The following is a 24,644-nucleotide window of genomic DNA, read 5'->3' as shown; positions in this document are numbered from 1 at the left end:
CCATATCCCCCTGGACCCTGCTGCTGCTCGCGCTCGGAGTGTCGGCCGACGCGTTCGCCGTCGCCCTCGGCAAGGGGCTGCAGCTGCGTTCGCACGTGCTGCGCACCGCGCTCGTGTTCGGCCTGGCGTTCGGTGTCGCGCAGGCGGTCATGCCGCTCCTCGGCTGGCTGCTCGGTTCGACGTTCGCCGAGGCGATCGCCCCGTTCGACCACTGGATCTCGTTCGGCCTGCTCGCCCTCGTCGGCGGCAAGATGATCTGGGAGGCGCTCACGCCCGACCCGCCGGCCGACGCGGAGCACCCGGGCCACGTGCACGACACCGAGGCGTACAGCGCGCGCGAGGTGGTGCTGCTCGCGATCGCGACGAGCATCGACGCCCTCGCCGTCGGGGTCTCGTTCGCGTTCCTCGACATCGATGTGTGGGTCGCGATCACCGCGATCGGCCTCGTGACCTTCGTGCTCTCGTTCGTCGCGGTGCTGATCGGCTACCGCATCGGCACGCGGTTCCGCCGCCCCGCCGAGATCCTCGGCGGCCTGGTGCTGATCGGCCTCGGCACGCAGATCCTCATCGAGCACCTGACCGCCTGATCCGGGGCGTCCGCGCCGCTGGTACAGGGCGGTCGCCCGCGCGCGGCGCTCAGCCCGCGAGCTTCCAGGCGCCCTGATCGGGCCCGGTGATCAGTCGAGCAGCAGCGCCGGCTCTTCGAGAATGGATGCCACGTCGGCGATGAACCGGCTCATGCCGTCGCCGTCGATGACGCGGTGATCGAAGGAGCCCGACACCGTCGTCACGTAGCGCGGGCGCACCTCGCCGTCGACGACCCACGGCTTCTGCCGGATCGTGCCCATCGCGACGATCCCCGACTCCCCCGGGTTGATGATCGGGGTGCCGGCATCCATGCCGAAGACGCCGATGTTGGTGATCGTGATCGTGCCGCCCTGCTGGTCGGCGGGCGAGGTCTTGCCCTCGCGCGCCGTGAGCGTGAGCTTCTCGAGCGCGCGCGCCAGCTCGCGCAGGCTGAGGTCCTGCGCGTCCTTGATGTTCGGCACGAGGAGCCCCCGCGGGGTGGCCGCGGCGATGCCGAGGTTCACGTAGTTGCGCACACGGATCTCGGCCGAGCCGTCCTCGTTGTCGATCCACGCGGCGCCGACCAGCGGCGTGCGGCGCGCCGCCCAGATCACCGCGCGCGCCACGATCAGCAGCGGCGACACCTTGATGTCGGCGAAGTCGGGCGACGCCTTGAGCCGCTTGACGAGCTCCATCGTGCGCGTGGCATCCACGTCGGTCCACACCGACACGTGCGGCGCGGTGTACGCCGAGCGCACCATGGCCGACGAGGTCGCCTTGCGCACGCCCTTGACCGGGATCGTCTCCTCGCGATCTCCGGCGGGCGGTGCGGACGGCGCCGACACGGATGCCGGGGCGTGCGAGACGGGGATCGTGTGCTCGCGCACGGCGGGGGCCGCCGGGGTCGCGATGTTGCGGAAGACGCTCGCCTGCTCGGCGTGCGTCACGACGTCGTCGCGCGTGACCTCGCCCGCCGGTCCGCTCGGGGTCACCTGCGCCAGATCGACGCCCAGGTCGCGCGCGAGCTTGCGCACCGGGGGCTTGGCGACCACGCCTACCGACGCCTTGACGGCGGCGCTCCGGCCGGCGGCGCCGCGCGCCGCGCGCGGGGTGCGGCGCGAGGCGACCGCGCCGCCCGTGCCGTAGCCGACGAGCACCGCACCTTCGCCCTCGGGCTCGGGCGGGGAGGCCGGCTCGCCGTGCGCCGACAGGCCCACCGAGGCATCCTGCTGCGCGGCTCCGCCGGCCGCGTCGCCCGCGCCGCCCGCGCCGCCTGGCGCACCGGCACCGCCCGCGATCGTGATGATCGGGGCGCCCACGGTGACCGTGTCGCCCTCGGGGGCGAGCAGCTCGCCGACCGTGCCCGCGAACGGCGACGGCAGCTCGACGAGCGACTTGGCGGTCTCGATCTCGACGAGCACGTCGTTGACCTCGACGGCGTCGCCCGGAGCGACCCGCCACTGGACGATCTCGGCCTCGGTCAGGCCCTCGCCGACGTCGGGCAGGTGGAAGGTCTGCGTGCTCATGGCGCTCTCCTCAGGGATGCCACGCCGCCACCCTGTTCTCGCCGAAGAGGCGGGGGCGCGTGGGGGCATGGTCGGGGTGGGACGGTCAGTAGGCGAGGGAGCGGTCGACGGCCTCGAGGATGCGGTCGGCGTCGGGCAGGTACGTGCCCTCGAGCTTCGCGGGCGGGAAGGGCACGTCGAAGCCCGACACCCGGATGACGGGCGATTCGAGGGCGAAGAAGGCGCGCTCCATGACCGTCGCGGCGACCTCCGAGCCCACCGACACGTTGCCCGGGGCCTCCTGCGCGTAGACCATCCGCCCGGTGCGGCGCACCGAGTCGAGGATCGGCGCGTAGTCGATCGGCGACAGCGAGCGCACGTCGACGACCTCGCACGAGGTGCCCTCGCTCTCGGCGAGCGCGGCCGCCTGCAGCAGCGTCGCGACCATCGCGCCGTGACCGACGAGGGTCACGTCGGTGCCGCGACGCACGATCCGCGACGCGTGCAGCGGCAGGGCGCGCTGGCTCGGGTCGACCTCGCCTTTCATCCAGTACTTGGCCTTGGGCTCGAGGAAGATCACGGGATCGTTCGACGCGATGGCATCCTGGATCATCCAGTACGCGTCGTTCGGCGTCGACGGGCTGACCACCCGCAGGCCGGGCGTGTGCGCGAAGTAGGTCTCGGGGCTCTCCTGGTGGTGCTCGATCGCGCCGATGTGGCCGCCATAGGGAATGCGGATGACGACGGGCAGGGATGCCGCGCCCTCGAGCCGGTTCGTCATCTTCGCCAGCTGCGTGGTGATCTGGTCGAACGCGGGGAACACGAACCCGTCGAACTGGATCTCGACGACGGGGCGGAAGCCCGCCATCGCGAGGCCGATCGCTGTGCCGACGATGCCCGACTCCGCGAGCGGCGTGTCGAGCACGCGGCGGTCGCCGAACTCGGCCTGCAGCCCCTCGGTGACGCGGAAGACGCCGCCGAGCTTGCCGATGTCCTCGCCCATCATGAGCACGTGATCGTCGGCGGCCATCGCCGCGCGCAGGCCCGCGTTGAGGGCCTTCGCGAAGGGCATGGCCACGACCGCGGCCTCCGCGGCGGGGGCGGTCTGCGTCGCGCCGCCGGTCGCGCCGCTGGTCGACGCGCTCGTCGTGTCGCTGGTCGAAATGCTCACGCGGCACCCCCTTCGAACGAGGCCTCGTAATCGGCGAGCCAGCGCTCCTGCTCCTGCATGAGCGGGTGCGGATCGCTGTAGACGTGCGCGAACATCGTGGATGCCTCGAGCCCGCCAAGCTCGTTGGTGCGGACGCGCACGTCGTCGGCAGCGGCGGCGGCCTGGGCATCCACGTCGTCGAAGAACGCGCCCGAGGCGCCCCGTCCTTCGAGGTAGACGCGCATCCGCACGATCGGGTCGCGTCGGGCCCACGACTGCTCCTCGTCGGAGGTGCGGTACTTCGTGGGGTCGTCGCTCGTGGTGTGGGCGCCCATGCGGTAGGTCATCGCCTCGATGGCACGGGGGCCCTCGCCCGTGCGCGCCTCGTCGAGGGCGAGCTTCGAGACGGCGTAGCTGGCGAGCACGTCGTTGCCGTCGACGAGGGTCGAGGGCATGCCGTAGCCTTCGGCGCGCCGGTAGAGCGGGGCGCGCGACTGGATGGCGACGGGCACCGAGATCGCCCACTGGTTGTTCTGCAGGAAGAACACCTCGGGCGTGCGGTAGGTGTTCGCGAACACCATCGCCTCGTGCACGTCGCCCTGGCTCGAGGCGCCGTCGCCGTAGTAGACGATGACGGCGGTGTCGCGCTCGGGATCGCCGGTGCCGCACTTGCCGTCGAAGGCGAGGCCCATCGCGTAGCCGGTGGCGTGCAGGGTCTGCGAGCCGAGCACGAGGGTGTAGATGTGCGTGTTGCCGTTCTTCGGGTCGGTCGGGTCCCAGCCGCCGTGCGTGAGCCCGCGCATCACGCGGATGATGTCGATCGGGTCGACGCCGCGGGTGGTCGCCACGACGTGTTCGCGGTAGCTCGGGAAGATGTGGTCCTGCGGGCGCGTCGCGCGCACCGAGCCGACCTGCGCGGCCTCCTGGCCGAAGGAGGGCGGCCAGAGGGCGAGCTGGCCCTGGCGCTGCAGGTTGGTGGCCTGCCGGTCGAACGCGCGCACGGTCACCATGTCGCGGTAGAACGTCTCGAGGTCGCTGTCGGTGAGCGCGTCGATCAGGGGGAGGTAGCGCTCCGCTTCGGGCGTCGGCGCGAACGTCCCGTCGGAGGCCAGAACGCGCACGAGTGCCGGGTCGTCAGGCGGGGTCATGTATCCACGGTAGACCCGCAGGTATGCGCGGGTCTGCATGACGAGCACAACGGATGCCTCGAACCGCCGTCGACCCGGCACAACCGGGGTGGGTCGTTTTGGGGGTGCGCGGGGGTCAGCGCGGGGCGACGGATGCTGCGACGCGGACGATGTGCCCCAGCGATTCGGCCTCGCCGATCGAGATGCGCACGCCGTCGCCGGCGAAGGGGCGCACGATGAGCCCCGCCGCCTCGAAGGCCTCCGCCACCTCGAGGGCGCGGTCGCCCGCGGGCAGCCACACGAAGTTGCCCTGCGCCTCGGGGACATCCCAGCCGGTCTCGCGCAGCCGCGCGGCCAGCTCATCACGACGCACGGCGAGCTCGGCGACGCGCTCCCGCAGCTCATCCTCGGCGTCGAGGCTCGCGAGGGCGGCCTCTTCGGCGGCGGCCGTCACCGACAGCGGGATGCCCGTCGACCGCGCCGCGGCGAGCACGCGCGGGTCGCCGACGGCGTAGCCCACCCGCAGCCCGGCGAGCCCGTACGCCTTCGAGAACGTGCGCAGCACGACGACGTTCGGATGCCCGGCCGCCAGCACGCGCGCACCGTCGACGGCGTCGGGGTCGGTGACGAACTCGGCGTACGCCTCGTCGAGCACGATCAGCACGTCGGCGGGGACACGGGCGAGGAACGCGTCGAACCCCGCCTGCGTGACCACGGGCCCGGTCGGATTGTTCGGCGTGCAGACGATGATCATGCGGGTACGGTCGGTGACGGCGTCCGCCATCGCGTCGAGGTCGTGCCGGCCGTCGGCGTCGTTCGGCACGGTGACCGCGGTCGATCCGGCGACGGTGGCGAGGCTCGGGTACGCCTCGAATGACCGCCACGAGAAGAGGATCTCGTCGCCCGCGCCGCTCGTCGCCTGAGCGAGCTGGAACAGGATCGACACCGAGCCCGCCGCGACGTGCACGTGGTCGTCGGTCGTGCCGAACCGCTCGGCGAGGCGCGCGCGCAGGCGCGCGGCCGTGGCATCCGGATAGCGATTGAAGCCGTGTGCCGCCTGCACCGCCTGCACGACACCCGGGAGCGGATCGAACGGGTTCTCGTTGCTCGAGAGCTTGAACGCGTCGGCGCCGGCCTGCCTGCCCTGCTTGTAGGCGGGCAGCGCCGCGATCTCGGGACGGATGCGCACGGGGAGGTCACTCACGCGAGCAGTCTACGAGGGCGAAGCATCCACCCGGGTGATACCGGATCGGTAGCTCTCTCGCGCAGAATCATCCCCCGTTCGACGGAAACAAGCGCCTCTCGCTCTCCCTGACGTTCGCATTCCTCCTGCCGACGACGCCTCCGCCGTGGAAGACTGAACCACCAAGTGGATCACCGCGTGGTTCACGCAGTGGTGGGGCTGGGGCCTCTCGCTCGGCAGCTTCTGGCTCGGCGTGGTGGCGGCGCTGATCATCTCGCTCATCAACTGGGTGTTCGGCATCATCCTGCGTCCGCAGACGCGCCGGAGCTGACACCGCCCCCGCTCCGCGGCCAGGGCGCCGCCGGCGCACCACCGACGCCCGGCACCGCGGGCGCCCCCGGCACGGTCGGCGCGCCCACGTCGACCGACTCGCCCGTGCCGCGGGTCGCCTCGTAGACGAATACCTCCACCGAGGTCGCCTGCGCGAGCGCCTGCCACCGCTCGCGCACCCCGTCCATACGGGGGTCGGAGGAGGTGTCGAGCATCCCCGCGGTCTCGCGGTAGGTGTCGAGCAGGTGCGAGCCGATCGGACCCTGGCCGGTCCACGCCGTCCCCGGCGTCTCGCGCGACGCGACGAAACTGCCCTCCGCCCCGACGCCCGCGGCGAACCCGCCGTCGGCGAGCGCCGATACCGGGTCGTCGTTGTGACGCACGGCCACGCTCAGCGTGTCGGCGCCGACGTCGGCCTGCACGGGGTCGCCGAACGTGATCAGCATCGGCACGTCGTAGGTGTCGTCGAGGGCGATGAACGAGGCCACCGCCGCGCCCTGCGAATAGCCGGCCACGTTCACCGTGTCACCCGGCCGCGCGCCGGCGTCGGCGAGCGCGGCCATCGTCGCCTCGAACGAGGCGGCGCGTCCGCGACCCAGGTAGAGGTCGGTGTTGGCGCGCCAGTTCGCGACCTCGCGCACGCCGAGGCCCGCCGTTCCGGTCGCGTAGACCATGAACTGCCGCTCGCCGCTCGGCAGCGTGTACCGCTCGACCCGCACCCGGTTCTCGCCCTGCGGGATGCGGTCGACGACCTGCGTCAGCGACGTCGGCGCCGTCGTGCGCCCCTCACCCCGTCGCGCGATGCGCACCGGATCGCCTGCGCCGCCGAGCCGCGCACCCTGCTCCACCGTGCCGCGGCCGATGATCGAGATGAGCGTCGTCGCCACGACCATCAACCCGCCCGCGTCGAACGGGGAGGGCGCGCCTGGGATGCCCGGCGCCGAGTACTGCCCGATGAGGGCGGTCACGTTCTGGCCGCGCCAGTGCACCGCCAGGGCCGCGAGCTTCGCGATCGCCGCGGGATCGGCGACGAGGATCTCCGCCGCCCGTCCGCGCAGGCTCGCGGCGAGGTCGGCGTCGCCCGCCGCCTCGGCGATCGCCGCCGCCGAGGCCAGCTCGGCGACCTCGTAGGTGTTCGCCATCGCCTGCAGATCGTGCGCGAGGCGGCGACTGCGCTCGCCCGCGTCGATGGCCGCCCCCGTGGGCGGTGCGAACCACACCCCCTCCGCGCTCACGAGCCGGCGCGCCCGGTCGAGGCTCGCGCGCAGCTCCTCGCACGCGACGCCTTCGGCCACGAGCCGCGCGGCGGCGGCGCGCAGGGTCTCGGTGTCGACCGCGACGATGCCGCCGCTGCGGATGTCGAGGTCGTCGGATGCCACGCGTCACCACCCCATCGGGGTGAAGGGCGCGGCCGACCACGTCTCGCGCTGCGCGGCGGCGAGGTCGTCGTCGGATGCCGCGACGGCCTGCACCAGGCGATCGAGGTCGCTCTGCAGCGCGGCGACTCCGGCCCGGTAGCCCTCGGCGCCGCGGGCGCGCCAGTCGGTGGCATCCGCGAGCATCATCACGCGCCCGCGCAGCGCGATCGCATCGGCGAGCGCGTTCTGCACGATGCGCCGCGCCGCGCCGAGGGCGACCTGGCGCTGCGCGACGTCGGGTGAGTCGACGGAGGGGGCGGGCGAGGTGGCATCCATGTCTCGACCCTGCCCGGCCGGGGGCGTGCGCGGGCGCCGGGAGGGCCGATCGGTGGAGGGATCGCGCGAGAACCCGTCTGGGGAGGAGGCGGTGACGGCGTGGGAGCGACACAATGGGGTGGTGCCCCGCAGCGACTCGCCCTATCGCGTCGCTTTCGTGTGCACGGGCAACATCTGCCGCTCGCCGATGGCGGAGATCGTCTTCCGCGACTTCGCCGAGCGCGCCGGGCTCGGCTCGCACGTCGTCTCGACGAGCTCGGGCACCGGCGACTGGCACGTCGGCGAGCGCGCGGACGTGCGCACGATCGAGGCGCTCCACCGCCGCGGGTACGACGGCGAACGGCACCGCGCGCGCCAGTTCACCCTCGAAGACTTCGACCGCAACGACCTCATCGTCGCCCTCGACCGCTCGCACGAGCGGATCCTCTCCAGTTGGGCGCGCACACCCGACGATGCCGACAAGCTGGCGCTGCTGATGGCGTTCGACGAGACCGCGGGCGGCACCGTCGACGTGCCCGACCCGTACTACGCCGGCCCGGGGATGTTCGACGACGTGCTCGCTATGATCGAGAGTGCCAGCCGGGCGCTCTTCCGGCAGCTCGAACCCGCGATCCGCCCGAACATCTGACGACGGCGACGCACCCGCTGCGCGACCCGCGCACCCGCCACGATCGGAGCCTCGTGACCACTCCTTCCCTGCCGCCGCAGCCGCTGAGCCCGCTCGACGGGCGCTACCGCGCCGCCGTCTCGGGCCTGGCCGACTACCTCTCCGAGGCGGGCCTCAACCGGGCGCGCGTCGAGGTGGAGGTCGAGTGGATCATCCTCCTCGCCGACCGCGGTCTGTTCGGGGCGACGGCGCTGACGGATGCCCAGAAGGAGAGCCTGCGCGCCCTGTACCGCGACTTCGGTCAGGCCGAGATCGACTGGCTCGCCGAGAAGGAGGCGGTCACCCGCCACGACGTCAAGGCCGTCGAATACCTCGTGCGCGACCGACTGGCATCCCTCGGTCTCGACGCGATCGCCGAGCTCACCCACTTCGCCTGCACGAGCGAGGATATCAACTCCGCCTCGTACGCCCTCACCGTCAAGCGCGCCGTCGAGAACGTCTGGCTGCCGAAGCTGCGCGCCGTGATCGCCGCGCTCTCAGACCTCGCCCGCGAGCACCGCGACGCCGCGATGCTCTCCCGCACGCACGGTCAGCCCGCGACCCCGTCGACGATGGGCAAGGAGCTCGCCGTGTTCGCGTGGCGCCTCGGCCGCGTCGCCGATCAGATCGAGGCCGGCGAATATCTCGCGAAGTTCTCCGGCGCCACCGGCACCTGGTCGGCGCACGTCGTCGCCGCTCCCGACGTCGACTGGCCCGAGCTCTCCCGCACGTTCATCGAGGGCCTCGGCATCCACTTCAACGTGCTCACGACGCAGATCGAGTCGCATGACTGGCAGGTCGAGCTGTACGACCGGGCGCGGCACGCGGGGGGCATCCTGCACAACCTCGCGACGGATGTCTGGACCTACATCTCGATGGGCTTCTTCGCGCAGATCCCCGTCGCGGGCGCGACCGGATCGTCGACGATGCCGCACAAGATCAACCCGATCCGGTTCGAGAACGCCGAGGCGAACCTCGAGATCGCGGGCGGACTGTTCGCGACCCTGGCATCCACCCTCGTGACCTCGCGCCTGCAGCGCGACCTCACCGACTCGACCACGCAGCGCAACATCGGCGTCGCGTTCGGGCACTCGCTGCTCGCGCTCGACAACCTGCAGCGGGGCCTCACCGAGATCCTGCTCGCACGCGACGTGCTGCTGGCCGACCTCGACGCGAACTGGGAGGTGCTCGCCGAGGCGATCCAGACCGTCGTGCGCGCCGAGATCGTCGCCGGGCGCTCGCAGATCACCGACCCCTACGCGCTGCTCAAGGACCTCACCCGTGGCCGGCGCGTGGGCGGGCCGGAGCTGGCCGAGTTCGTCGAGGGCCTCGACATCGGCGCGGATGCCAAGGCGCGCCTGGTCGCGCTGACGCCCGCGACCTACACGGGCCTCGCCGACCGCCTCGTCTACGAGCTCTGACCCGCCGGTCCACCGTGGCCCGCGCGCGCCGCAACTGCAAGGGATCGTGAGCGACACGCCGCGGCGGCGGCCCTTTCAGCGGCGTGTCGCTTCGACGGCCTTGCAGTTGGGGCGCGAGTCGCGGAGGGGCGGCCGTCGCCGAACGCTGAGGCGGCCGGGTCAGGGGCGGGGGTCGGATGCCTCGGCATCCGCGTCGCCCGCGTCGCCGGCATCCTCCGACTCGGGCAGCAGCACGGCCCGGTCGACGGGCTTCACGACCTGTGCGGGATCGACCGCGAGCATCAGCAGGGCGATGATCACGAGCGTCGCGATGAACGCGATGCCCGCGACGATGAGCGAGACGACGATGACGTGCATGCGCTCGTCGCCGTCGAGGTCTTGGAAGAACCCCATCGACACGAGCGTGATGAGCCCGCCGAACGCCGCCGCGGCGAAGCCGAAGCCGAGCAGCTGCACCGGCTTCATCAGGTCGCGACGGGTGGGGCGGGGGTCGGTCATGCGGGTCTCTCCTGCGGGGCGCACCGGCGCGTCGCCGGGCTCCGCTGTCGGTGTGGTCGGGGTGGATGCCGGCTGCGCCGGGCCCGCGGGGGCGGTGCGCCGCTGCGAGAATCCGGCGATGCCGAGGAACACCGCGACGATCGCGGCGTAGCCGCCGAACAGCCCCACCCCGATCGTGATGCCGGTGAGGGTGAAGCTCGCGCCGGCCTCCTTGATGAAGTACTCCAGGCTGTAGGCCGGGTTGACGAGCAGCAGCGCGACCGCGAGGGCGAGGGTCACCGCGCCGATCAGGATCGCGTCGCGCGCGTACGGGTCGCCGGTGCGCCGGGCGCGGAGGCCGGCGATCAGCTCGATGAGCCCTGACGCCGCGGCCCACACGATGACGACGACGAAGAACATCGTCGTGGTGCGGAGCGGCGGCAGGCCCGTGATCATGCCGGTCACGAGGGTGACGACGCCGAGCAGCACCGCCGGGGCGCGCTCTCCCGCGGCGAAGACGAGCCACGCGGCGGCGAAGAAGACGAGCGAGGTCGCGATCGCGAACCCGCTGAAGACGGCGAGCCCGACCGCCGCGGAGTGGTCGGCCGAGAAGGTGATCATGATCGCCGCCATCGCGGCGAGGAACGCGCGCGCGAGCTGCAGATGGCGTACCTCGAAGGTGCGGGTCGGCGCGTCGGTCACGTGGGGCTCATCCAGGCAGGCGGAAGGGAACCCCTCCAGTCTAGGTCGTGATCCCGAATCGGCCGCGGCGGAGGGGGTCGCGTGGGCGGCGCTCAGCCCGCGGCGCTCAGCCCCCGGCGCGGGGCCCGCTCAGCCCGCAGCGCGGGCGACGAGGTCGCGGAGGCCCTTCTCCACGTCATCCGTCACCTCGATCACGGCGAACGAGGTGGGCCACATCGGCCCGTCGTCGAGGTGCGCGTCCTCCTGGAAGCCGACCGTGCCGTAGCGGGAGTCGAACTTCGAGGCGGGCTGGTAGAACACGACGACCTTGCCGCCCTGCGCATAGGACGGGAACCCGTACCAGGTCTTCGGCTCGAGCTGCGGCGCGACCTCGAGGACGATGCGGTGGAGGGCGGTGGCGACGGCCTTGTCGGTGCCCTCGAGCGCGTCGATCGCGGCGACGCACGCCTCGAACTCCTTGGCGAGCTTGGCCGCGCCCTTGAGACCTTTGGTCGTGCGCAGCTCTTCGGCGCGCTGCTTCATCGCGGCGCGCTCGTCGGCGCTGAATCCGCTCTCGGTGTCGGCCATGTCAGCTCTCCCTCTGTTCGTGCGTCGTGCGCTGCTGGATGCGCAGGAGGTTTCCCGCGGGGTCGCGGACGGCGGCGTCGCGCAGTCCATAGTCCTGGCGACGAGTTCGAGGAGCGTCTGCTTCTCGTCATCCGACACGTCGTAGCCGACACTGACCGGATGCAGCACGATCGCGGTATCGGGCTGACCCGCCGGTCCGACGGTGATCCACCGCATGTCGTCGTAGCCGACATCGCGTCGCACCTCGAATCCGAGCGACTGGCATCCCACCGCGAAGCATACCTCGGTGACCGTCGCCGGCGTCGAGCGCAGCAGCGTCATCGCCCGTTCGATGCGCCGCGTCATGAGATAGGAGTACGGCGATTCGCCGTAGGCGAGGCGGAACTGACGCGAGAGGTGACCGGCCGACAGGTGCACCGACCGAGCCAGCGATTCGATGTCGAGCGGGCGAGCGTCGTCGCGGTCCATCCGGTCGCGCACACGCCGGAGACGCGCGAGGGTGTCGAGGTCTTGACCGGATGCCACGCGCCGCCTTCTCACCCGCTGCCGCGGATCGCCTCGACCGCGCGGAGCACGGCGAGCGTGCGCTCCTGGTCGGGGGTCGGATCGGCCTCTCCCCGCACGAGCGCCGCGAACCGCGCGACCTCGTAGACCATGTTGTTCGCGGCGCCCTCGACACGGTCGGCGGTGTGCGATCCGGGCTCCCCGCCGCGGGCGCGCAGGCTCAGGGCGATCTCGCGCGGCGCGGTGATCTCGTCGATCTCGATCGTGCCCCACTCGCCCTGGATCTCGTTCGGCCGGTGTGAGACCCCGATCTTCGAGAACGAGACCTGCCCGACCATGTCGGGGTAGGCGAGCACCGCGGCCCCCGCCCCGTCGGCGCCGGTCGCGATCGTGACGGTCGACCCGCTGACCGACGTCGGAGCGCCGAACAGGTGGATGAGTGCGCTGAGCGGATAGACGCCGAGGTCGAACAGGGCGCCGCCGGCGAGCGAGGGGTCGAAGATGTTCGGCGTCTCGCCCGCGAGCACGAGGTCGTAGCGTGCGGAATACTGCGACTGCCCGAACGACACGAGCCGCACCGGCCCGATGTGCGGCAGCAGCTCGGCGACCCGGGCCATGCCGGGGTCGTACACGTTGCGCATGCCCTCGAACACGACGACGCCGCGCGCGCGGGCCGCGGCGACGAGGTCGGCGAACTCGGCGGAGCCGGGCGTCGCGGGCTTCTCGAGGAAGACGTGGACGCCCGCGTCGATGGCATCCTGCGCCTGCGCCGCGTGCGCGCCGTTGGGCGACCCGACGTACACGGCGTCGATCTCGCCCGAGCGCAGCAGGGCATCGAGGTCGTCGCTCGCCCGCGGCGCGCCGATGCGGTCGGCGAAGGCGGCGCCCCGCTCGGCGCTCCGCGAGAAGACGACGTCGACGCGGATGCCGTCGACCTCCGCCACGGCGCCGGCGAAGCGCTCCGTGATACTGCTCGTGCCGATGGTCGCGACCCGGATCATGCCGTCAGCCTAGGGCGCGGGCCGGCGGGAGTCACTCCCCGAGGAACTCGATCGCGGCCTGGCGGAAGACCCGCGATCCGGGGGCATTGAAGTGGTGGCGGTCGGGGATCTCGAGGAAGCGCGCCTGCGGGGTCGCGGCGGCGAGCGCCCGCGAGCCGTCGATGATCGCGTCGAGGGATCCGGTCGCGAACAGCACGGGCTGCTGCGGGGCGTGCCGGGCATCGGGATCGACGGTCTTCGACTCGCGCATGCCCCCGGCGATCGCGAGCAGGGCGCGCAGGTCGTTGCCCGCCACCCGCTCGGCCAGCCGGATGTAGTTCTGCGTCACGGGGTCGGTCACCGGCGTGCCGTGTTCGATGAGCGCGACCACCTGGTCCATGTCGAGGCGTGCGAGCGGGATGCCGTCGGGCACACCCCCGAGCACGGCGCGCGGGATGCGCACGGGGATGTCCTGCACGACCTCCCAGCCGACCCGCGCGCCGAGCGAGTACCCGACGTAGCGCGCGTCGTCGACGAGGTACGTGTCGAGCACCGACTCGACGTCGCCGGCGAGCTGAGGGATCGAGTAGTCGCCCGGCTCGTGCGGCTTGTCGCTCGCTCCGTGCCCGCGCTGGTCGAGACCGATCACCCGATAGCCGGCGCGGAGCAGGTCGCGCACCCATCCGGTCGCGACCCAGTTGTCCTTCGTGCTCGAGGCGAACCCGTGCACGACGACGACCACGGGGTCTGCCTCATCGCCCCACGAATAGGTCGCGATGCGCAGGCCGTCGCCGACCATGATGAATTTCGGGTCGGGCAGCTGCGTCAGCCCGGCGAGAGCGGTGGGCGCCTGCTCATTCGATGACACGGATCTCCTTCCAGAACGCGACATAGTCGGAGAAGTCCTTGCCGACCCGATCTATTCCGGACGGGTACGGGTGCGGATAGCTCCAGGCGCGGTCGGGGAGCCTCGGCGATGACGGTGTCGTTCAGAACGGCTTTCATGGGAGCCCCTTTCGCCTGTACGAGAGGCTACTCCCGCGTCCCGACCTTCCGGCTCCGCCCCGTCCCGCGCGCGGACTCGCCGCGGCGTCGCCCGCGGCCGCGACCGGTGTCCTGCGGCGCGATGATCGGCATCGAGGCCGTGACCACGGCATCCACCACCATCGACCCGTCGGTGGGGCCGACGATCGGGATCGCGGTCGTCTCGGTGACCTCGATCGGGTCTACCGGCAGCGCGGCGAGCCGGCGGTTCGCGCGCAGGAACGCGGGGACGAGCACGACGCACGCGCCGATCCAGGCGAGCGGGTTCGACCACACGACGCCCTCGAACCCGATGAGGTGTCCGAGGATGAGCGCCGCACCGACGCGCATGACGAGCTCGATGAGCCCCGTGACGGTCGGGATGACGGTCGATCCGAGCCCCTGCAGCGAACCGCGCAGGATGAACAGCACCGCGAGCACCCAGTAGAAGAGTCCGTTGATGTGCAGCATGAGCGTCGCGAGGTCGACGACCCGCTCCGAGCCGTCGCCGACGAACAGCCGCACCAGATCGCCGCCGAACGTGATCAGCAGCGCGCCGAGCACGAGCCCCGCGACCGTCGCCATGAGCAGCGCCTGGCGGACGCCGCGGCGGATGCGATCGGGCCGGCGCGCGCCGAGGTTCTGCGCCGCGTACATGGATGCCGCGAGGCCGAGCGACTGCAGCAGCGCCACCGCAAGGCCGTCGACGCGCGACGCGGTGGTGTAGGCGGCGACCGCCTCGGCGCCGAGGGTGTTCAGCGCGACCTGCACGGTGAGCGTGCCGATCGCGATGATGGATGCCTGGAACCCCATCGGCAGGCCGAGGCGCAGGTGCTCGGCGAGGTCGGCGCGCGTGACGCGCCAGTCGAAGCGGCGCACGTGCAGCACGGGCACGCGGCGGCGGACGTACTCGAGGCACAGCAGCACCGAGACGGCCTGGGCGACGACGGTCGCGAGGGCGGCGCCGGCGATGCCCCAGCCGAGCGGGCCGACCATGACGATGACGAGACCGGCGTTGAGCAGGCATGAGATCGTCAGGAAGATGAGCGGCGTGCGCGAGTCGCCGATCGCGCGGATGATCGACGCGAGGAAGTTGAAGGCCACGATCGCGCCCGTGCCGAGGAAGCTGATCTGCGCGAACACGGTCGCCCCCGGCAGGAGCTCGGTGGGGGTCTGGAGCAGTGCCAGCAGCGGGCCGGCGAGCATCGGCGCGAACACCGTCAGCACGACGGTCGTCGCGGCGGACAGCACGGCGCCCGTCGCGACGGAGCGGCGCACCGCGGCGAAGTCTCTCGCCCCGTAGGCCTGCGCCGTCGGAATCGCGAAACCGCTCGTCAGACCCCAGGTGAACCCGAGCAGCAGGAACAGCAGCGCGCCCGTGGCGCCGACGGCGGCGAGGGCGTCGACGCCGAGCAGCCGCCCGACCACGATCGCGTCGACGAACTGGTAGAGCTGTTGCACGACGTTGCCGATCAGCAGCGGGACCGAGAACGCCAGGATGACGCGCCACGGGCTGCCGGTGGTGAGGGTGCGGGGCATGGGGGACTCTTCGGGGGAACGACGAAAGCGCCCCGGACAGGGCGCTGCGACACCACTGTATCGAATCGATTCGAACGGAGTCGAATCGAGACCGCCGGCACGCCCGGTAGTACTGTGGCTCCTATGTCTGTGGGTCTGCTCGCCGTTGTCGACGACATCCTGAGCGCCGCGCTCAAGGCATCCGCCAAATCGGCGGGGGTGGTCATCGACGACGCCGCGGTCTCGCCGCAGTACGTGCAGGGGCTGTCCCCCGCCCGAGAGCTGCCCGTCGTCGGCCGGATCGCCCTCGGCTCGCTCGCGAACAAGTTCCTCATCATCATTCCGCTCGCGATGCTGCTCACCGCGTTCGCGCCGTGGGTGCTGCCGTGGCTGCTCATCGTCGGCGGCGCCTACCTGTGCTTCGAGGGCGCCGAGAAGGTGCTCGAGTGGTTCGGCTTCCATCACGGCGGTCACGACGAGGGCGGACGCGACGAGAAGCGCCTCGTGCTCGGCGCCGTGCGCACCGACCTCATCCTCTCGACCGAGATCATGCTGATCGGGCTGTCGAACATCGACCCGGAACTCGACTTCTGGTCGCGGCTGGCCGTGCTCGCGGTGATCGCCCTGGCGATGACCGCTCTCGTCTACGGCACGGTCGCGCTGCTCGTCAAGCTCGACGACATCGGCCTGCGGATGGCGCGCGGCGACTCGCCGCGGGTGCGCCACACCGGCATGCGCATCGTGCGCTCGATGCCGGGCGTCTTCCGGGTGATCTCGATCATCGGCACCATCGCGATGCTGTGGGTCGGCGGTCACCTCGTGATTGCGAACCTCACCGAGGTCGGCTGGCACGCGCCGCTCGACGTGCTGCACGCCGTGGAGCACTTCCTCGAGCCCGCCGGGCCCGTCGTCGTCTGGATCGGCGACACCCTCGTCTCGGCGATCGCCGGCCTCGCGCTCGGGCTCGTGATCGTCGGGATCGTCCTCGTCATCGGCAAGGCGTTCGGCAAGAACCTCAGCTTCTCCGAGGGCCACGCGGCCGCCGCGGAGCACTGAGCGCCGGCGGGTTCGCCCGGCGCCTGCGGCAGACGGCGCGCCCACCCGGCGCCCGGCATCAGCCGATCGTGACCGCGATCCGTCCGTCCGCGGCGGGGGCGACGTGGATGCCTGAGGCATCAGTCACGAGCCACGTCGGCTCGCCCTCGGCGGCGTGCGGACCGACGCCGATCACGCGCATGCCCGCGGCGAGCCCCGCGGCGATGCCGTTGGCGGAGTCCTCGACGACGATGCAGTCGGCCAGGTCGGCGAGCAGCCGCGCGGCGCCGGCGATCGCGACGACGCCGTCCGTCTGGGCCGTCTCGGCGGCGAGCAGCTCACGGTTCTCTGCGAGGTTCTCCTCGTGCGGCGGCGGTGTTGGCGTCGTCCTCAGCGATGACGGATGCCGGCACGCGCAGCGCAGCCCAGCCGCCGCCGAGCGGTGGGATGTGCCAGCCCGCACGGAGCGTGCCATCCGCCTCCCGCACGACGATCGCGCGGTGCGGCGACGTCGTGTCGACGACGTGCACGAGCACCGACCCGTCGCCGCGGGCCTCTCCACGCGTCGCGAGCGCCAGCCGGGTCGCCGGGTCGCCGACGCCGGGAGCACCGGCAACCACATCGGCATCCGCGTCGACCGCGACCTCCTGCCACGCGGTGCCGACGGGGAGCTCACCCACGGTCGGCAACGTCAGCGTCCAGCCGTCGCCCGCGTCGACGAGGGCGAGACCGGCCGCGTCGAACGGGGCCTCGGCCATGATCGTGAGCAGGTCACGGGCATCCCACGTGTCGTGCGGCGCCGACAGCGCCGGCGCCCCGTCGACCGCCTCACCGATCCCGTCGGCACCACCGGCCGCTGCCGCGACCTCGACGGCGTCGACGAACGCCCAGAACGCGCGCAGCGTCGCCTGCGTGTCGAGCGTCGCGCCCTGGTAGGCGATGACGAGATCGTGCTCGGGCAGCACGAGGCCGAACTGCCCGGCGGCGCCGTCGAGGCGGAATCCGTGCCGCCCGCGCCACACCTGGTAGCCGTAGCCGAGGCTCCAGTCGTTCACTTCGCCCTCACCGGCGGGCGGCCCGTCGAAGGCGGCCGTCGTCGACCACGGACGGCTCATCTCCTCGACGTACCAGGCCGGCGCGACCTGCCGGCCCTGCCACACGCCGCCCGCGCCGAGCATGGTGGCGGTGCGGGCGAGGTCGTCGACGGTGAGGTGGTAGCCGGATGTCCCGTGCTCCATGCCGCCGACGGCGCTCATCCACCGGTCGCCGATGCCCAGCGGGTCGAGCAGCCGCGGCCGCAGGTACGCGGTGAGCGGCTCGCCCGTGACGGCGGTGACGATCGCCGACAGCGCGTGGGTGGCGGGCGAGTTGTACGCGAAGAACGTGCCCGGCTCGTGGGCCGGCGCGATGCGCAGAAGGTTCCGCGGGTCGGCGCCGACGGAGCCGATCTGCGCGGAGTCGTGCCCCGTGTTCATCGTGAGCAGGTGGCGCACCGTGATGCCGTGCGGGTTGGGCTCGCCGAGCAGGTCGCCGGCGGAGTCGTCGAGACCGAGCCGCCCCTCGTCGGCGAGGAAGCCGATCGCAAGCGACGTATAGGTCTTGGATGCCGAGTAGACGAGCGCCGGGCGGTCGAGCGCGTACGGCGCCCACGCCGTCTCGAACACCACGTCGCCGGCGCGTGCGACGAGCAGCGCATGAGGGTCGAGGCCCTCGTCCTGCAGGCGCGCGGCGAGGGCGAGGAGGGCGGCCGACGGGATGCCGACCTCTTCGGGCGCGCGGCGGACGAGCGGCCGCGAAAGCGATGCGGGCATGCTCTCCACCCTACGCACCGGTCCGGACGGCGCGGCCGGGCGGGGCGGGATGCCACGATGAAGTCATGACCTCAACGACTCCCCACGACATTCCGTGGAGCGCCGGCGCGTGGACCCACGCGCCCGTCGCCGTCGATGACTCCGCGGTCCGTTTCTCGCGGCGCCCACCCGCGAGGGTCTCGCGGTGCGATTCCACGCCTGGCGGGTGACGGCCGCGGATGCCTCGATCCACTGACGGGCCGCGGGAGATCCGCGTCTCCGCCTCGGTCATCACCTCGGTCGCCGCGGCGGCCGATGCCGACGGCGCGGGGCCTGCCGGCGGCGCGGAGCGTCTGCTCCTCGTGCGCAAGACCGGCACGACGGCGTTCATGCAGCCGGGCGGCAAACCCGAACCGGGCGAGACTCCCGCAGAGACGCTCATCCGCGAGCTCGCGGAAGAGCTGGGTCTCGAGGTCGAACCGGGCGACCTGACGCCGCTCGGCGAGTTCACCGCCGCGGCGGCCAACGAGCCCGGCTTCGCGGTCGTCGCCGACGTCTTCCGGGTCGACATCGGCGCACAGACGCCGGTGACGGCCGCCGAGATCGAGGAGCTCCGCTGGGTCACCCGCGCCGAGGCATCCACCCTCGAGGTCGCCCCGTTGGCCGCCGCCTACTTCCTGCCCGCGGAGGAGCCTCGTGAGGATCCGAGGTTGGTCGGCGACGGCTCAGTTGAGGCGCACGGGTCGGCACCGCGACGCCGTTCTCGGGCGATCACCGAGGTCGCCGAGATCCTCGCATCACCCCTGGTCGAAGGGGAGTGACGCCGGCGTCACCAGGAGCTCTTGCGGTAGTCCTTCAGGAAGATGCCGAACAGGTCTTCACCGGCCTCACCGCGCACGATCGGGTCGTAGACGCGCGCGGCGCCGTCGACGAGGTCGAGCGGCGCGTGGAACCCCTCCTCCGCGAGGCGCACCTTCGTGAAGTGCGGGCGCTCGTCGGTGATCCAGCCGGTGTCGACGGCGGTCATGAGGATGCCGTCGGTCTCGAACATCTCGCGCGCGCTCGTGCGCGTCAGCATGTTCAGCGCGGCCTTCGCCATATTGGTGTGCGGATGCCCCGGGCCCTTGTACCCACGGCCGAAGACGCCCTCCATCGCCGAGACGTTGACGATGTACTTCCGTCGCGCGGGCGACGCGGCCATCGCCGGCCGCAGCCGGCTCACGAGCAGGAAGGGCGCGGTCATGTTCGCGAGCTGCACTTCGAGCATCTCGAGCGGCTCGACCTGATCGACGTGCTGCGTCCAGCTGTTGATGTGGTTCTCGTCGGGCACGAGCCCGCCCGCGTCGATCGCCGTGCCCGCGGCGAGTCGCTCGAGCGACGACGATCCGGCGGCCATCGCCTCGGCGGTGAGCGTGTCTGCGTCGCGAGCGGCCTCAGCCAGAATCGGGTGCGAAGACACCGACTGCGCGAGGGCCAGCGGGTGCGCGTCGTTCGTGTGCCCGAAGGTGAGGAGCTCGGGGAGCGGGCCCTGCGGGAGCGGCGCCAGCTCGGCATCCACCAGCGGCTTGTAGGCGCCGGTCGAACGCCGCACCGTCTGCGCGGCGTTGTTGATGAGGATGTCGAGCGGGCCGTCGGCCGCCACCGCGTCGGCGAGTCCGATGACCTGCGCCGGATCGCGCAGGTCGATGCCGACGATCTTCAGCCGGTGGATCCAGTCGGCCGAGTCGGGCAGCGCGGAGAAGCGGCGGACCGCATCGCGGGGGAAGCGCGTCGTGATCGTCGTGTGCGCGCCGTCGCGGAGGAGCCGCAGGGCGATGTACATGCCGATCTTGGCGCGTCCTCCGGTCAGCAGCGCGCGCTTGCCAGTCAGGTCGGTGCGCGCGTCCCGCTTCTCGTGGCTCATCGCCGCGCACTCGGGGCAGAGTTGATGATAGAAGGCGTCGACGAGCGTATACGGCTGCTTGCATATGTAGCAGGCGCGCGGCTTGATGAGCTCGCCGGCGTGCGGAGTCGTGGCCCGGGTGGCGAGCGGGATGCCCCGCGTCTCGTCGTCGATGCGGTCGGGAGCGCCCGTCGCGGTCGCGGCGACGACGGCGCGGTCGGCGTCGGCGATGCGCTGGCGCTTGTCCTTGCGCGCCATCCGCTTGACGTCCTTGTACATCTTGCCCGTGGCGCGGCGGAGGGCGATGTAGTCCGGGTCCTCCGGGTCGAGGTCGGCGGTCGCGGCGATCACGCGCAGCGCGATCTCGAGCTCGGCGGGGTCGATGGAGGGGATTTCGGGCACAGGAGAGTGTACCGAGCGGGCCTGAACGGACGCCGGGCCGTGCAGGCCCCTGGGGCGGGCGCGGGGCGTGCGGGGTCAGGCGCTGTGCTCGGCGGCGCCGTAGAGCAGCGCGCCCTGCAGCATGATGCTGAGGCTCAGCAGGAACGGCAGGAACCCGACGCTGACCGCGGCGAAAGAACCCTGCGAGACGCCCGAGGCGACGCCGAGCACGGCCCCGCCCGCACCGATGACGAAAGCGAGCACCGAGAGCACTCGGATCGGCGCGGCGAGCGCCGCGGCCCCCTCCCCACCGCGCGCGACGCGGAAGCCGAGAATGCCGATCACCGCGCTCACCAGACTGAGCACCAGGAATACGACGGCGGGCCACAGCACCGCATCGTCTCGCTCCGTCACGCCGAGAAACAGCGCGCCGAGCGCCAGCCCTGCCACGGCGATGATGAGGGCGACGATCGCGTTGACGCGGGGTCGGCGCGATCGGAACGTCGAGCGGTCGGGTGTGGTCATGGTGCCGATGCTACGTGAGCGACCGCTCGCGCTCGTCCGTTCAGGTCTCGCCGAAGCCGTCCTCGATGAGAGCGGCGAGCGCGTCGACGGCGGCGGCGGCATCCGGCCCTTCGGCGCGCAGGCGCAGCACGTGGTCCTTCGTCGCGCCGAGCGCGAGCAGCGCGATCATGCTGTTCGCCGGCGCCGGGCCCTTGCCGTTCGTCAGGTCGGTGACGGTCGGCACGGTGCCCCACCCGCTCGCGGCCTTCACGATGACCGACGCCGGGCGCGAGTGCAGCCCGACCGGGTTGACGACGGTCACGTCCCGCTCGACGACGTCGCCGGTGGGGGATGCCTCGGGCGCGGGCGCCCCGGCCCCGGAAGCGTCGGGTGCGGGCGCATCGCCCCTGGGCGGCTCCTCTCCGCGCGGCTCCTCCCCGTGCGGCTGCTTCGCGGCGAGCGCCCCGGCCGCCTCCGCGGCGACCTCGTCGAGGGTTCCCCCGGTGGCCGCGCGCACGATCCCCGCGGTCGCCCCCTCGACGAACGGGCCCCCGCTGATGCGCACGGGCTGCGTGCTCTCGCGGAGCTCGAGCGCGAGCTCCGAGCTCAGCACCGCCGACCCGAGGTCGGTCAGGATCAGCACGCCGTCGATCTCCGCCAGCTCGTCGATCGCCGCGGCGATGGCGACGGCATCCGTCCCGAACCCGCCGTCGGCACCCGCGGCGACCCGCACGGGCGGCGCGTCGCCGTGGATCATCTGCATCGCCAGATCGACCGCTGCGACGGCGAGGGGCTCGCTGTGCGAGACGACGACGAACCCGATCACGCGGCATCCCCCGCGTCGGCCGCATCCCCCGCCCCGCCCGCGAGCGTGTCGGCGAGGGTCTGCAGAAGGATCGCCGACGATGCCGCCCCGGGGTCGAGGTGTCCGGCGCTGCGCTCACCGAGGTACGACGCCCGGCCCTTGCGCGCGACGAGCGGCTCGGTCGAGTCGCGACCGAGGGTCGCCGCCTCGGCCGCCGCCCGCGTCGCCTCCGCCGCCGAGGCGCCCGAGGCCGCGGCATCCGTCAGCGCCGTCACCGCCGGGTCGAGCGCGTCGATCATGGTCTTGTCGCCGACCACCGCGTGCCCGCGACCGACGACGCCGGCCACGCCCGCCGCCACGATCGCCGCGAAGTCGGTGACGCTCACCTCGGTCGCGGCCGGGGCGGCCTTCCCCATGTCGAGGAAGAGCGTGCCGTACAGCGAACCGCTCGCGCCGCCGACCTTGGAGATCAGCGTCATCCCGACCGACTTCAGCAGCGGTTGGATGCCGGGAACGTCGTCGCCCGCCGCGTCGAGCTTGTCGAGCACGGCCACGAAACCGCGCGCCATGTTGGTGCCGTGGTCGGCGTCGCCGATCGCGGAATCGAGGGCGGTCAGCTCGTCGGCGTGCGCCTTCAGCTCGGCGGCGCTGGCGCGCAGCCACGTCTCGAGCTCGGCGGAGGTGATCTCGTCGGCCATCGTCACACTCCCCACCGGAGCGCCGTGGTGTTGACCGGGGCATCCCACAGGCGCAGCATCTCGTCGTCGGCTCGCACGAGGGTGAGCGAGCAGCCGGCCATGTCGAGGCTCGTGATGTAGTCGCCGACGAGCACGCGCGCGACCTCGATGCCGCGCTCCGCCAGCGCCGCCGCGATGTCGGCGTAGATGACGTACAGCTCGATCAGGGGCGTTCCGCCGAGGCCGCTGAGGAGGGCGATCACGGGTGCGCCGGTGAAGTCGGCGTCGTCGGCGATCGCAGTGACGAGGTCGTGGGCGATGTCGTGCGCGTTCTCGAGGGGCACGCGCTTGCGGCCGGGCTCGCCGTGGATGCCGACGCCGACCTCCATCTCGTCATCGGGCAGGTCGAAGCTCGGATGCCCGACGGCGGGCACCGTGCAGCTGGTCAGTGCGACGCCCATCGACCGGCCGGCCGACGACACCTTCTCGGCGATGGCGGCGACCTCGGCGAGGCTTTTGCCCTCGGCGGCGGCCGCGCCGGCGATCTTCTCGACAATCACGGTGGTGCCGACGCCGCGGCGTCCGGCGGTATATGTCGAATCCTGCACGGCGACGTCGTCGGCGACGACGACCGAGGCCGTCTGGATGTTATCGTCGCCGGCGAGCTCGGCCGCCATCTCGAAGTTCAGCACGTCGCCGGTGTAGTTCTTCACGATGAAGAGCACGCCGGCGCCCGAATCGACCTGCTGGGCCGCGGCGAGCATCTGGTCGGGGGTGGGCGAGGTGAACACCTCTCCGGCACATGCCGCGTCGAGCATACCCGCGCCGACGAAGCCGCTGTGGAGCGGTTCGTGACCCGAGCCGCCGCCCGAGATCACCGCGACGCGACCCTCGCGGGGCGCCGTCGAGACGACGAGGCGATTCTCGAGATCGACGGACAGCTCAGGGTGAGCGGCGGCGACACCGCGCAGCGCATCGGCGAGCACCGTGTCCGGGGAATTGATGAGCTTCTTCATGCGCGGTTCTCCTCTTCGAGTCGTGATCGTGCGCGGCTTCGCACCGACGCGCATTCGACATTGTCGATTGCCATTCGTCTATATCGAATCCTCCCGCGCCGCCGCTACGCTGTCAATGGTCGCGACGATCGCGACGCAGACGCAAGAGGGATGCCCGTGTGATGCGAGGAGGCCACCGATGATCCAGTCGATCGATCGCGCCGCGCGCATCATGAATCTGCTGCAGGGCGCCCGGCGGCTGGGCATCAGCGAGCTGGCCGCGGCGCTCGAGCTGCCGCCGTCGACCGTGCACGGACTCGTCAAGTCGCTGCAGGCGCACGGCCTCGTCGCGCAGGAGCCGGGCGGCAATCGCTACGTCCTCGGCCCGGCGCTGCTGAGGCTGTCGAGCGTGTACCTCGACACGCTCGACGTGCACGCGCGGTCGCTGCGGCGCATGTACGAGCTCTCCCAGCGCACGGGGCTCGCGTCGCACCTGGGCGTGCTGCTCGGCACCGACGTCCTCGTCATCCATCACGACCGTCGCCCCGACGGATCGGAGCAGATGCCCGAGACCGGGCTCACCCTGCCGGCGCACGCGTCGGCCCTCGGCAAGGTGCTGCTCGCCCACGACGACGACGTGCGCGGGCAGGTGCTCGCGGGCGAGCTGGCGGATCTGACCGATGCGACGGTGACGGATGCCACGATGCTGCGCGATCAGCTGAGCGACGTGCGCCGCACGGGGCTGGCGACCTCGATCGAGGAGGCCGTGCTCGGCGATGCCGCCGCCGCCGTGCCCGTCGCCGACCAGGACGGACGCGTCATCGCGGCGCTCGGCGTGCTCGCCGCCGCCGACGCCTTCCCCCTGCCCGACGCGATCCTGCGCGAGCTGCGCGACGCCGCGCGCGCGATCTCCCGCGACCTCGGCGCCCGCTGACACCTCTACCGCCCGCCGGGGCACCACACCACCCGCTACCCTGACGCGCATGAGCACGTCGACCTCTCCGCGCCCGCGGCTGCGCCTCACGCCGATGCGGCCGCGCGATCCGCACGAGCCGCACGAGCCGCATCCAGCCTCGAGCTGTTCTTCGATCTCGTCTTCGTCGTGGCCGTGAGCAACGCGTCGGTGCAGCTGCACCACGCGCTCTCGGCGGGGCACGTGCTGCGGCTGCTGGCGCTGCTGC

General features: G+C 72.1%; 21 protein-coding genes and 3 pseudogenes. 6 read left to right on the top strand and 18 right to left on the bottom strand.

Annotated elements, in window-relative coordinates; genetic code table 11:
* The first annotated feature begins 38 nt into the window (after positions 1-38).
* Positions 39-587, top strand: a complete 549-nt coding sequence (locus FHX68_RS09415) for a manganese efflux pump MntP (protein WP_244926849.1) — start codon at positions 39-41, stop codon at positions 585-587.
* Positions 588-677: 90 nt separating this feature from the next.
* Here FHX68_RS09415 and FHX68_RS09410 read toward each other — a convergent pair whose 3' ends face one another.
* From FHX68_RS09410 to FHX68_RS09380, 6 genes are all read right to left on the bottom strand, one after another.
* A complete protein-coding gene (locus tag FHX68_RS09410) occupies positions 678-2,093 on the bottom strand; it encodes a dihydrolipoamide acetyltransferase family protein (protein WP_141380626.1) in 1,416 nt (471 codons plus the stop codon).
* 85 nt (positions 2,094-2,178) lie between these two features.
* Positions 2,179-3,144 carry an alpha-ketoacid dehydrogenase subunit beta gene (locus FHX68_RS09405; RefSeq protein ID WP_141380647.1) on the bottom strand — a complete coding sequence of 322 codons (966 nt, stop codon included), beginning with the start codon at positions 3,142-3,144 and terminating at the stop codon, positions 2,179-2,181.
* Positions 3,145-3,239: 95 nt separating this feature from the next.
* Entirely contained in the window at positions 3,240-4,370 is a 1,131-nt protein-coding gene (locus FHX68_RS09400) for a thiamine pyrophosphate-dependent enzyme (RefSeq protein ID WP_141380625.1), read from the bottom strand.
* Between the two features lie 115 nt (positions 4,371-4,485).
* Entirely contained in the window at positions 4,486-5,553 is a 1,068-nt protein-coding gene (locus FHX68_RS09395) for a histidinol-phosphate transaminase (protein WP_141380624.1), read from the bottom strand.
* Between the two features lie 278 nt (positions 5,554-5,831).
* Positions 5,832-7,241, bottom strand: coding sequence for an alpha/beta hydrolase family protein (locus tag FHX68_RS09385; protein WP_141380623.1), 1,410 nt, complete (start codon positions 7,239-7,241; stop codon positions 5,832-5,834).
* 3 nt (positions 7,242-7,244) lie between these two features.
* On the bottom strand, positions 7,245-7,556 hold the full coding sequence (locus FHX68_RS09380; protein WP_141380622.1) for a hypothetical protein: 312 nt from the start codon (positions 7,554-7,556) through the stop codon (positions 7,245-7,247).
* Between the two features lie 121 nt (positions 7,557-7,677).
* Between FHX68_RS09380 and FHX68_RS09375 the strand changes: the two genes are divergently transcribed.
* Together FHX68_RS09375 and purB are read left to right on the top strand one after the other, a co-directional pair.
* On the top strand, positions 7,678-8,184 hold the full coding sequence (locus tag FHX68_RS09375) for a low molecular weight protein-tyrosine-phosphatase (protein ID WP_373288713.1): 507 nt from the start codon (positions 7,678-7,680) through the stop codon (positions 8,182-8,184).
* Positions 8,185-8,237: 53 nt separating this feature from the next.
* Positions 8,238-9,623 carry an adenylosuccinate lyase gene (gene purB / locus FHX68_RS09370; protein WP_174799139.1) on the top strand — a complete coding sequence of 462 codons (1,386 nt, stop codon included), beginning with the start codon at positions 8,238-8,240 and terminating at the stop codon, positions 9,621-9,623.
* A gap of 159 nt (positions 9,624-9,782) precedes the next feature.
* Here purB and FHX68_RS16275 read toward each other — a convergent pair whose 3' ends face one another.
* The 6 genes and pseudogenes from FHX68_RS16275 to FHX68_RS09330 form a co-directional block, all read right to left on the bottom strand.
* Positions 9,783-10,802 carry a hypothetical protein gene (locus tag FHX68_RS16275; RefSeq protein WP_307723057.1) on the bottom strand — a complete coding sequence of 340 codons (1,020 nt, stop codon included), beginning with the start codon at positions 10,800-10,802 and terminating at the stop codon, positions 9,783-9,785.
* A gap of 816 nt (positions 10,803-11,618) precedes the next feature.
* Positions 11,619-11,837, bottom strand: a pseudogene (locus FHX68_RS15560) (helix-turn-helix transcriptional regulator); the annotation flags it as partial.
* Positions 11,838-11,905: 68 nt separating this feature from the next.
* Complete coding sequence (locus tag FHX68_RS09345; protein ID WP_141380619.1) at positions 11,906-12,874, bottom strand: Gfo/Idh/MocA family protein; 969 nt, start codon at positions 12,872-12,874, stop codon at positions 11,906-11,908.
* A gap of 31 nt (positions 12,875-12,905) precedes the next feature.
* Positions 12,906-13,652, bottom strand: a complete 747-nt coding sequence (locus tag FHX68_RS09340) for an alpha/beta fold hydrolase (RefSeq protein WP_229661563.1) — start codon at positions 13,650-13,652, stop codon at positions 12,906-12,908.
* 55 nt (positions 13,653-13,707) lie between these two features.
* Positions 13,708-13,821: pseudogene (locus FHX68_RS16365) on the bottom strand (DUF427 domain-containing protein); the annotation flags it as partial.
* Between the two features lie 64 nt (positions 13,822-13,885).
* The gene (locus tag FHX68_RS09330; protein WP_141380989.1) at positions 13,886-15,415 is read right to left on the bottom strand and encodes an MATE family efflux transporter; all 1,530 of its coding nucleotides are present in this window, start codon (positions 15,413-15,415) and stop codon (positions 13,886-13,888) included.
* A 123-nt stretch (positions 15,416-15,538) separates the two neighbouring features.
* On the opposite strand from FHX68_RS09330, the gene FHX68_RS09325 reads away from it, so the two are divergent.
* Positions 15,539-16,450, top strand: a complete 912-nt coding sequence (locus FHX68_RS09325; RefSeq protein WP_141380988.1) for a DUF808 domain-containing protein — start codon at positions 15,539-15,541, stop codon at positions 16,448-16,450.
* Positions 16,451-16,767: 317 nt separating this feature from the next.
* Here FHX68_RS09325 and FHX68_RS09320 read toward each other — a convergent pair whose 3' ends face one another.
* Complete coding sequence (locus tag FHX68_RS09320; RefSeq protein ID WP_229661560.1) at positions 16,768-18,240, bottom strand: serine hydrolase domain-containing protein; 1,473 nt, start codon at positions 18,238-18,240, stop codon at positions 16,768-16,770.
* Positions 18,241-18,458: 218 nt separating this feature from the next.
* Between FHX68_RS09320 and FHX68_RS09315 the strand changes: the two are divergent.
* Positions 18,459-18,902, top strand: a pseudogene (locus FHX68_RS09315) (NUDIX hydrolase); the annotation flags it as partial.
* 146 nt (positions 18,903-19,048) lie between these two features.
* Here the strand turns inward: FHX68_RS09315 and FHX68_RS09310 are convergent.
* The 5 genes from FHX68_RS09310 to dhaK all read right to left on the bottom strand — a co-directional run bounded on the left by FHX68_RS09310 (position 19,049) and on the right by dhaK (position 23,484).
* A complete protein-coding gene (locus FHX68_RS09310; RefSeq protein ID WP_141380986.1) occupies positions 19,049-20,503 on the bottom strand; it encodes an SDR family oxidoreductase in 1,455 nt (484 codons plus the stop codon).
* Between the two features lie 75 nt (positions 20,504-20,578).
* Positions 20,579-21,007, bottom strand: coding sequence for a hypothetical protein (locus FHX68_RS09305; protein WP_141380985.1), 429 nt, complete (start codon positions 21,005-21,007; stop codon positions 20,579-20,581).
* Between the two features lie 40 nt (positions 21,008-21,047).
* Complete coding sequence (locus FHX68_RS09300) at positions 21,048-21,812, bottom strand: HPr family phosphocarrier protein (RefSeq protein ID WP_141380984.1); 765 nt, start codon at positions 21,810-21,812, stop codon at positions 21,048-21,050.
* A complete protein-coding gene (gene dhaL / locus FHX68_RS09295; RefSeq protein WP_141380983.1) occupies positions 21,809-22,489 on the bottom strand; it encodes a dihydroxyacetone kinase subunit DhaL in 681 nt (226 codons plus the stop codon). The genes FHX68_RS09300 and dhaL overlap by 4 nt, the downstream gene beginning before the upstream one ends.
* Before the next feature lie 2 nt (positions 22,490-22,491).
* On the bottom strand, positions 22,492-23,484 hold the full coding sequence (gene dhaK, locus FHX68_RS09290; RefSeq protein WP_141380982.1) for a dihydroxyacetone kinase subunit DhaK: 993 nt from the start codon (positions 23,482-23,484) through the stop codon (positions 22,492-22,494).
* Positions 23,485-23,662: 178 nt separating this feature from the next.
* Here dhaK and FHX68_RS09285 point away from each other — a divergent pair, with 178 nt between their 5' ends.
* The gene (locus tag FHX68_RS09285; protein ID WP_307723063.1) at positions 23,663-24,397 is read left to right on the top strand and encodes an IclR family transcriptional regulator; all 735 of its coding nucleotides are present in this window, start codon (positions 23,663-23,665) and stop codon (positions 24,395-24,397) included.
* Positions 24,398-24,644: the final 247 nt, after the last annotated feature.

Source organism: Microbacterium lacticum, assembly GCF_006716815.1.
GTDB classification, from domain to species: Bacteria; Actinomycetota; Actinomycetes; order Actinomycetales; family Microbacteriaceae; genus Microbacterium; species Microbacterium lacticum.
Note: the sequence above shows the minus strand (reverse complement) of the source record. Positions and strands in the feature narration are given on the sequence as shown.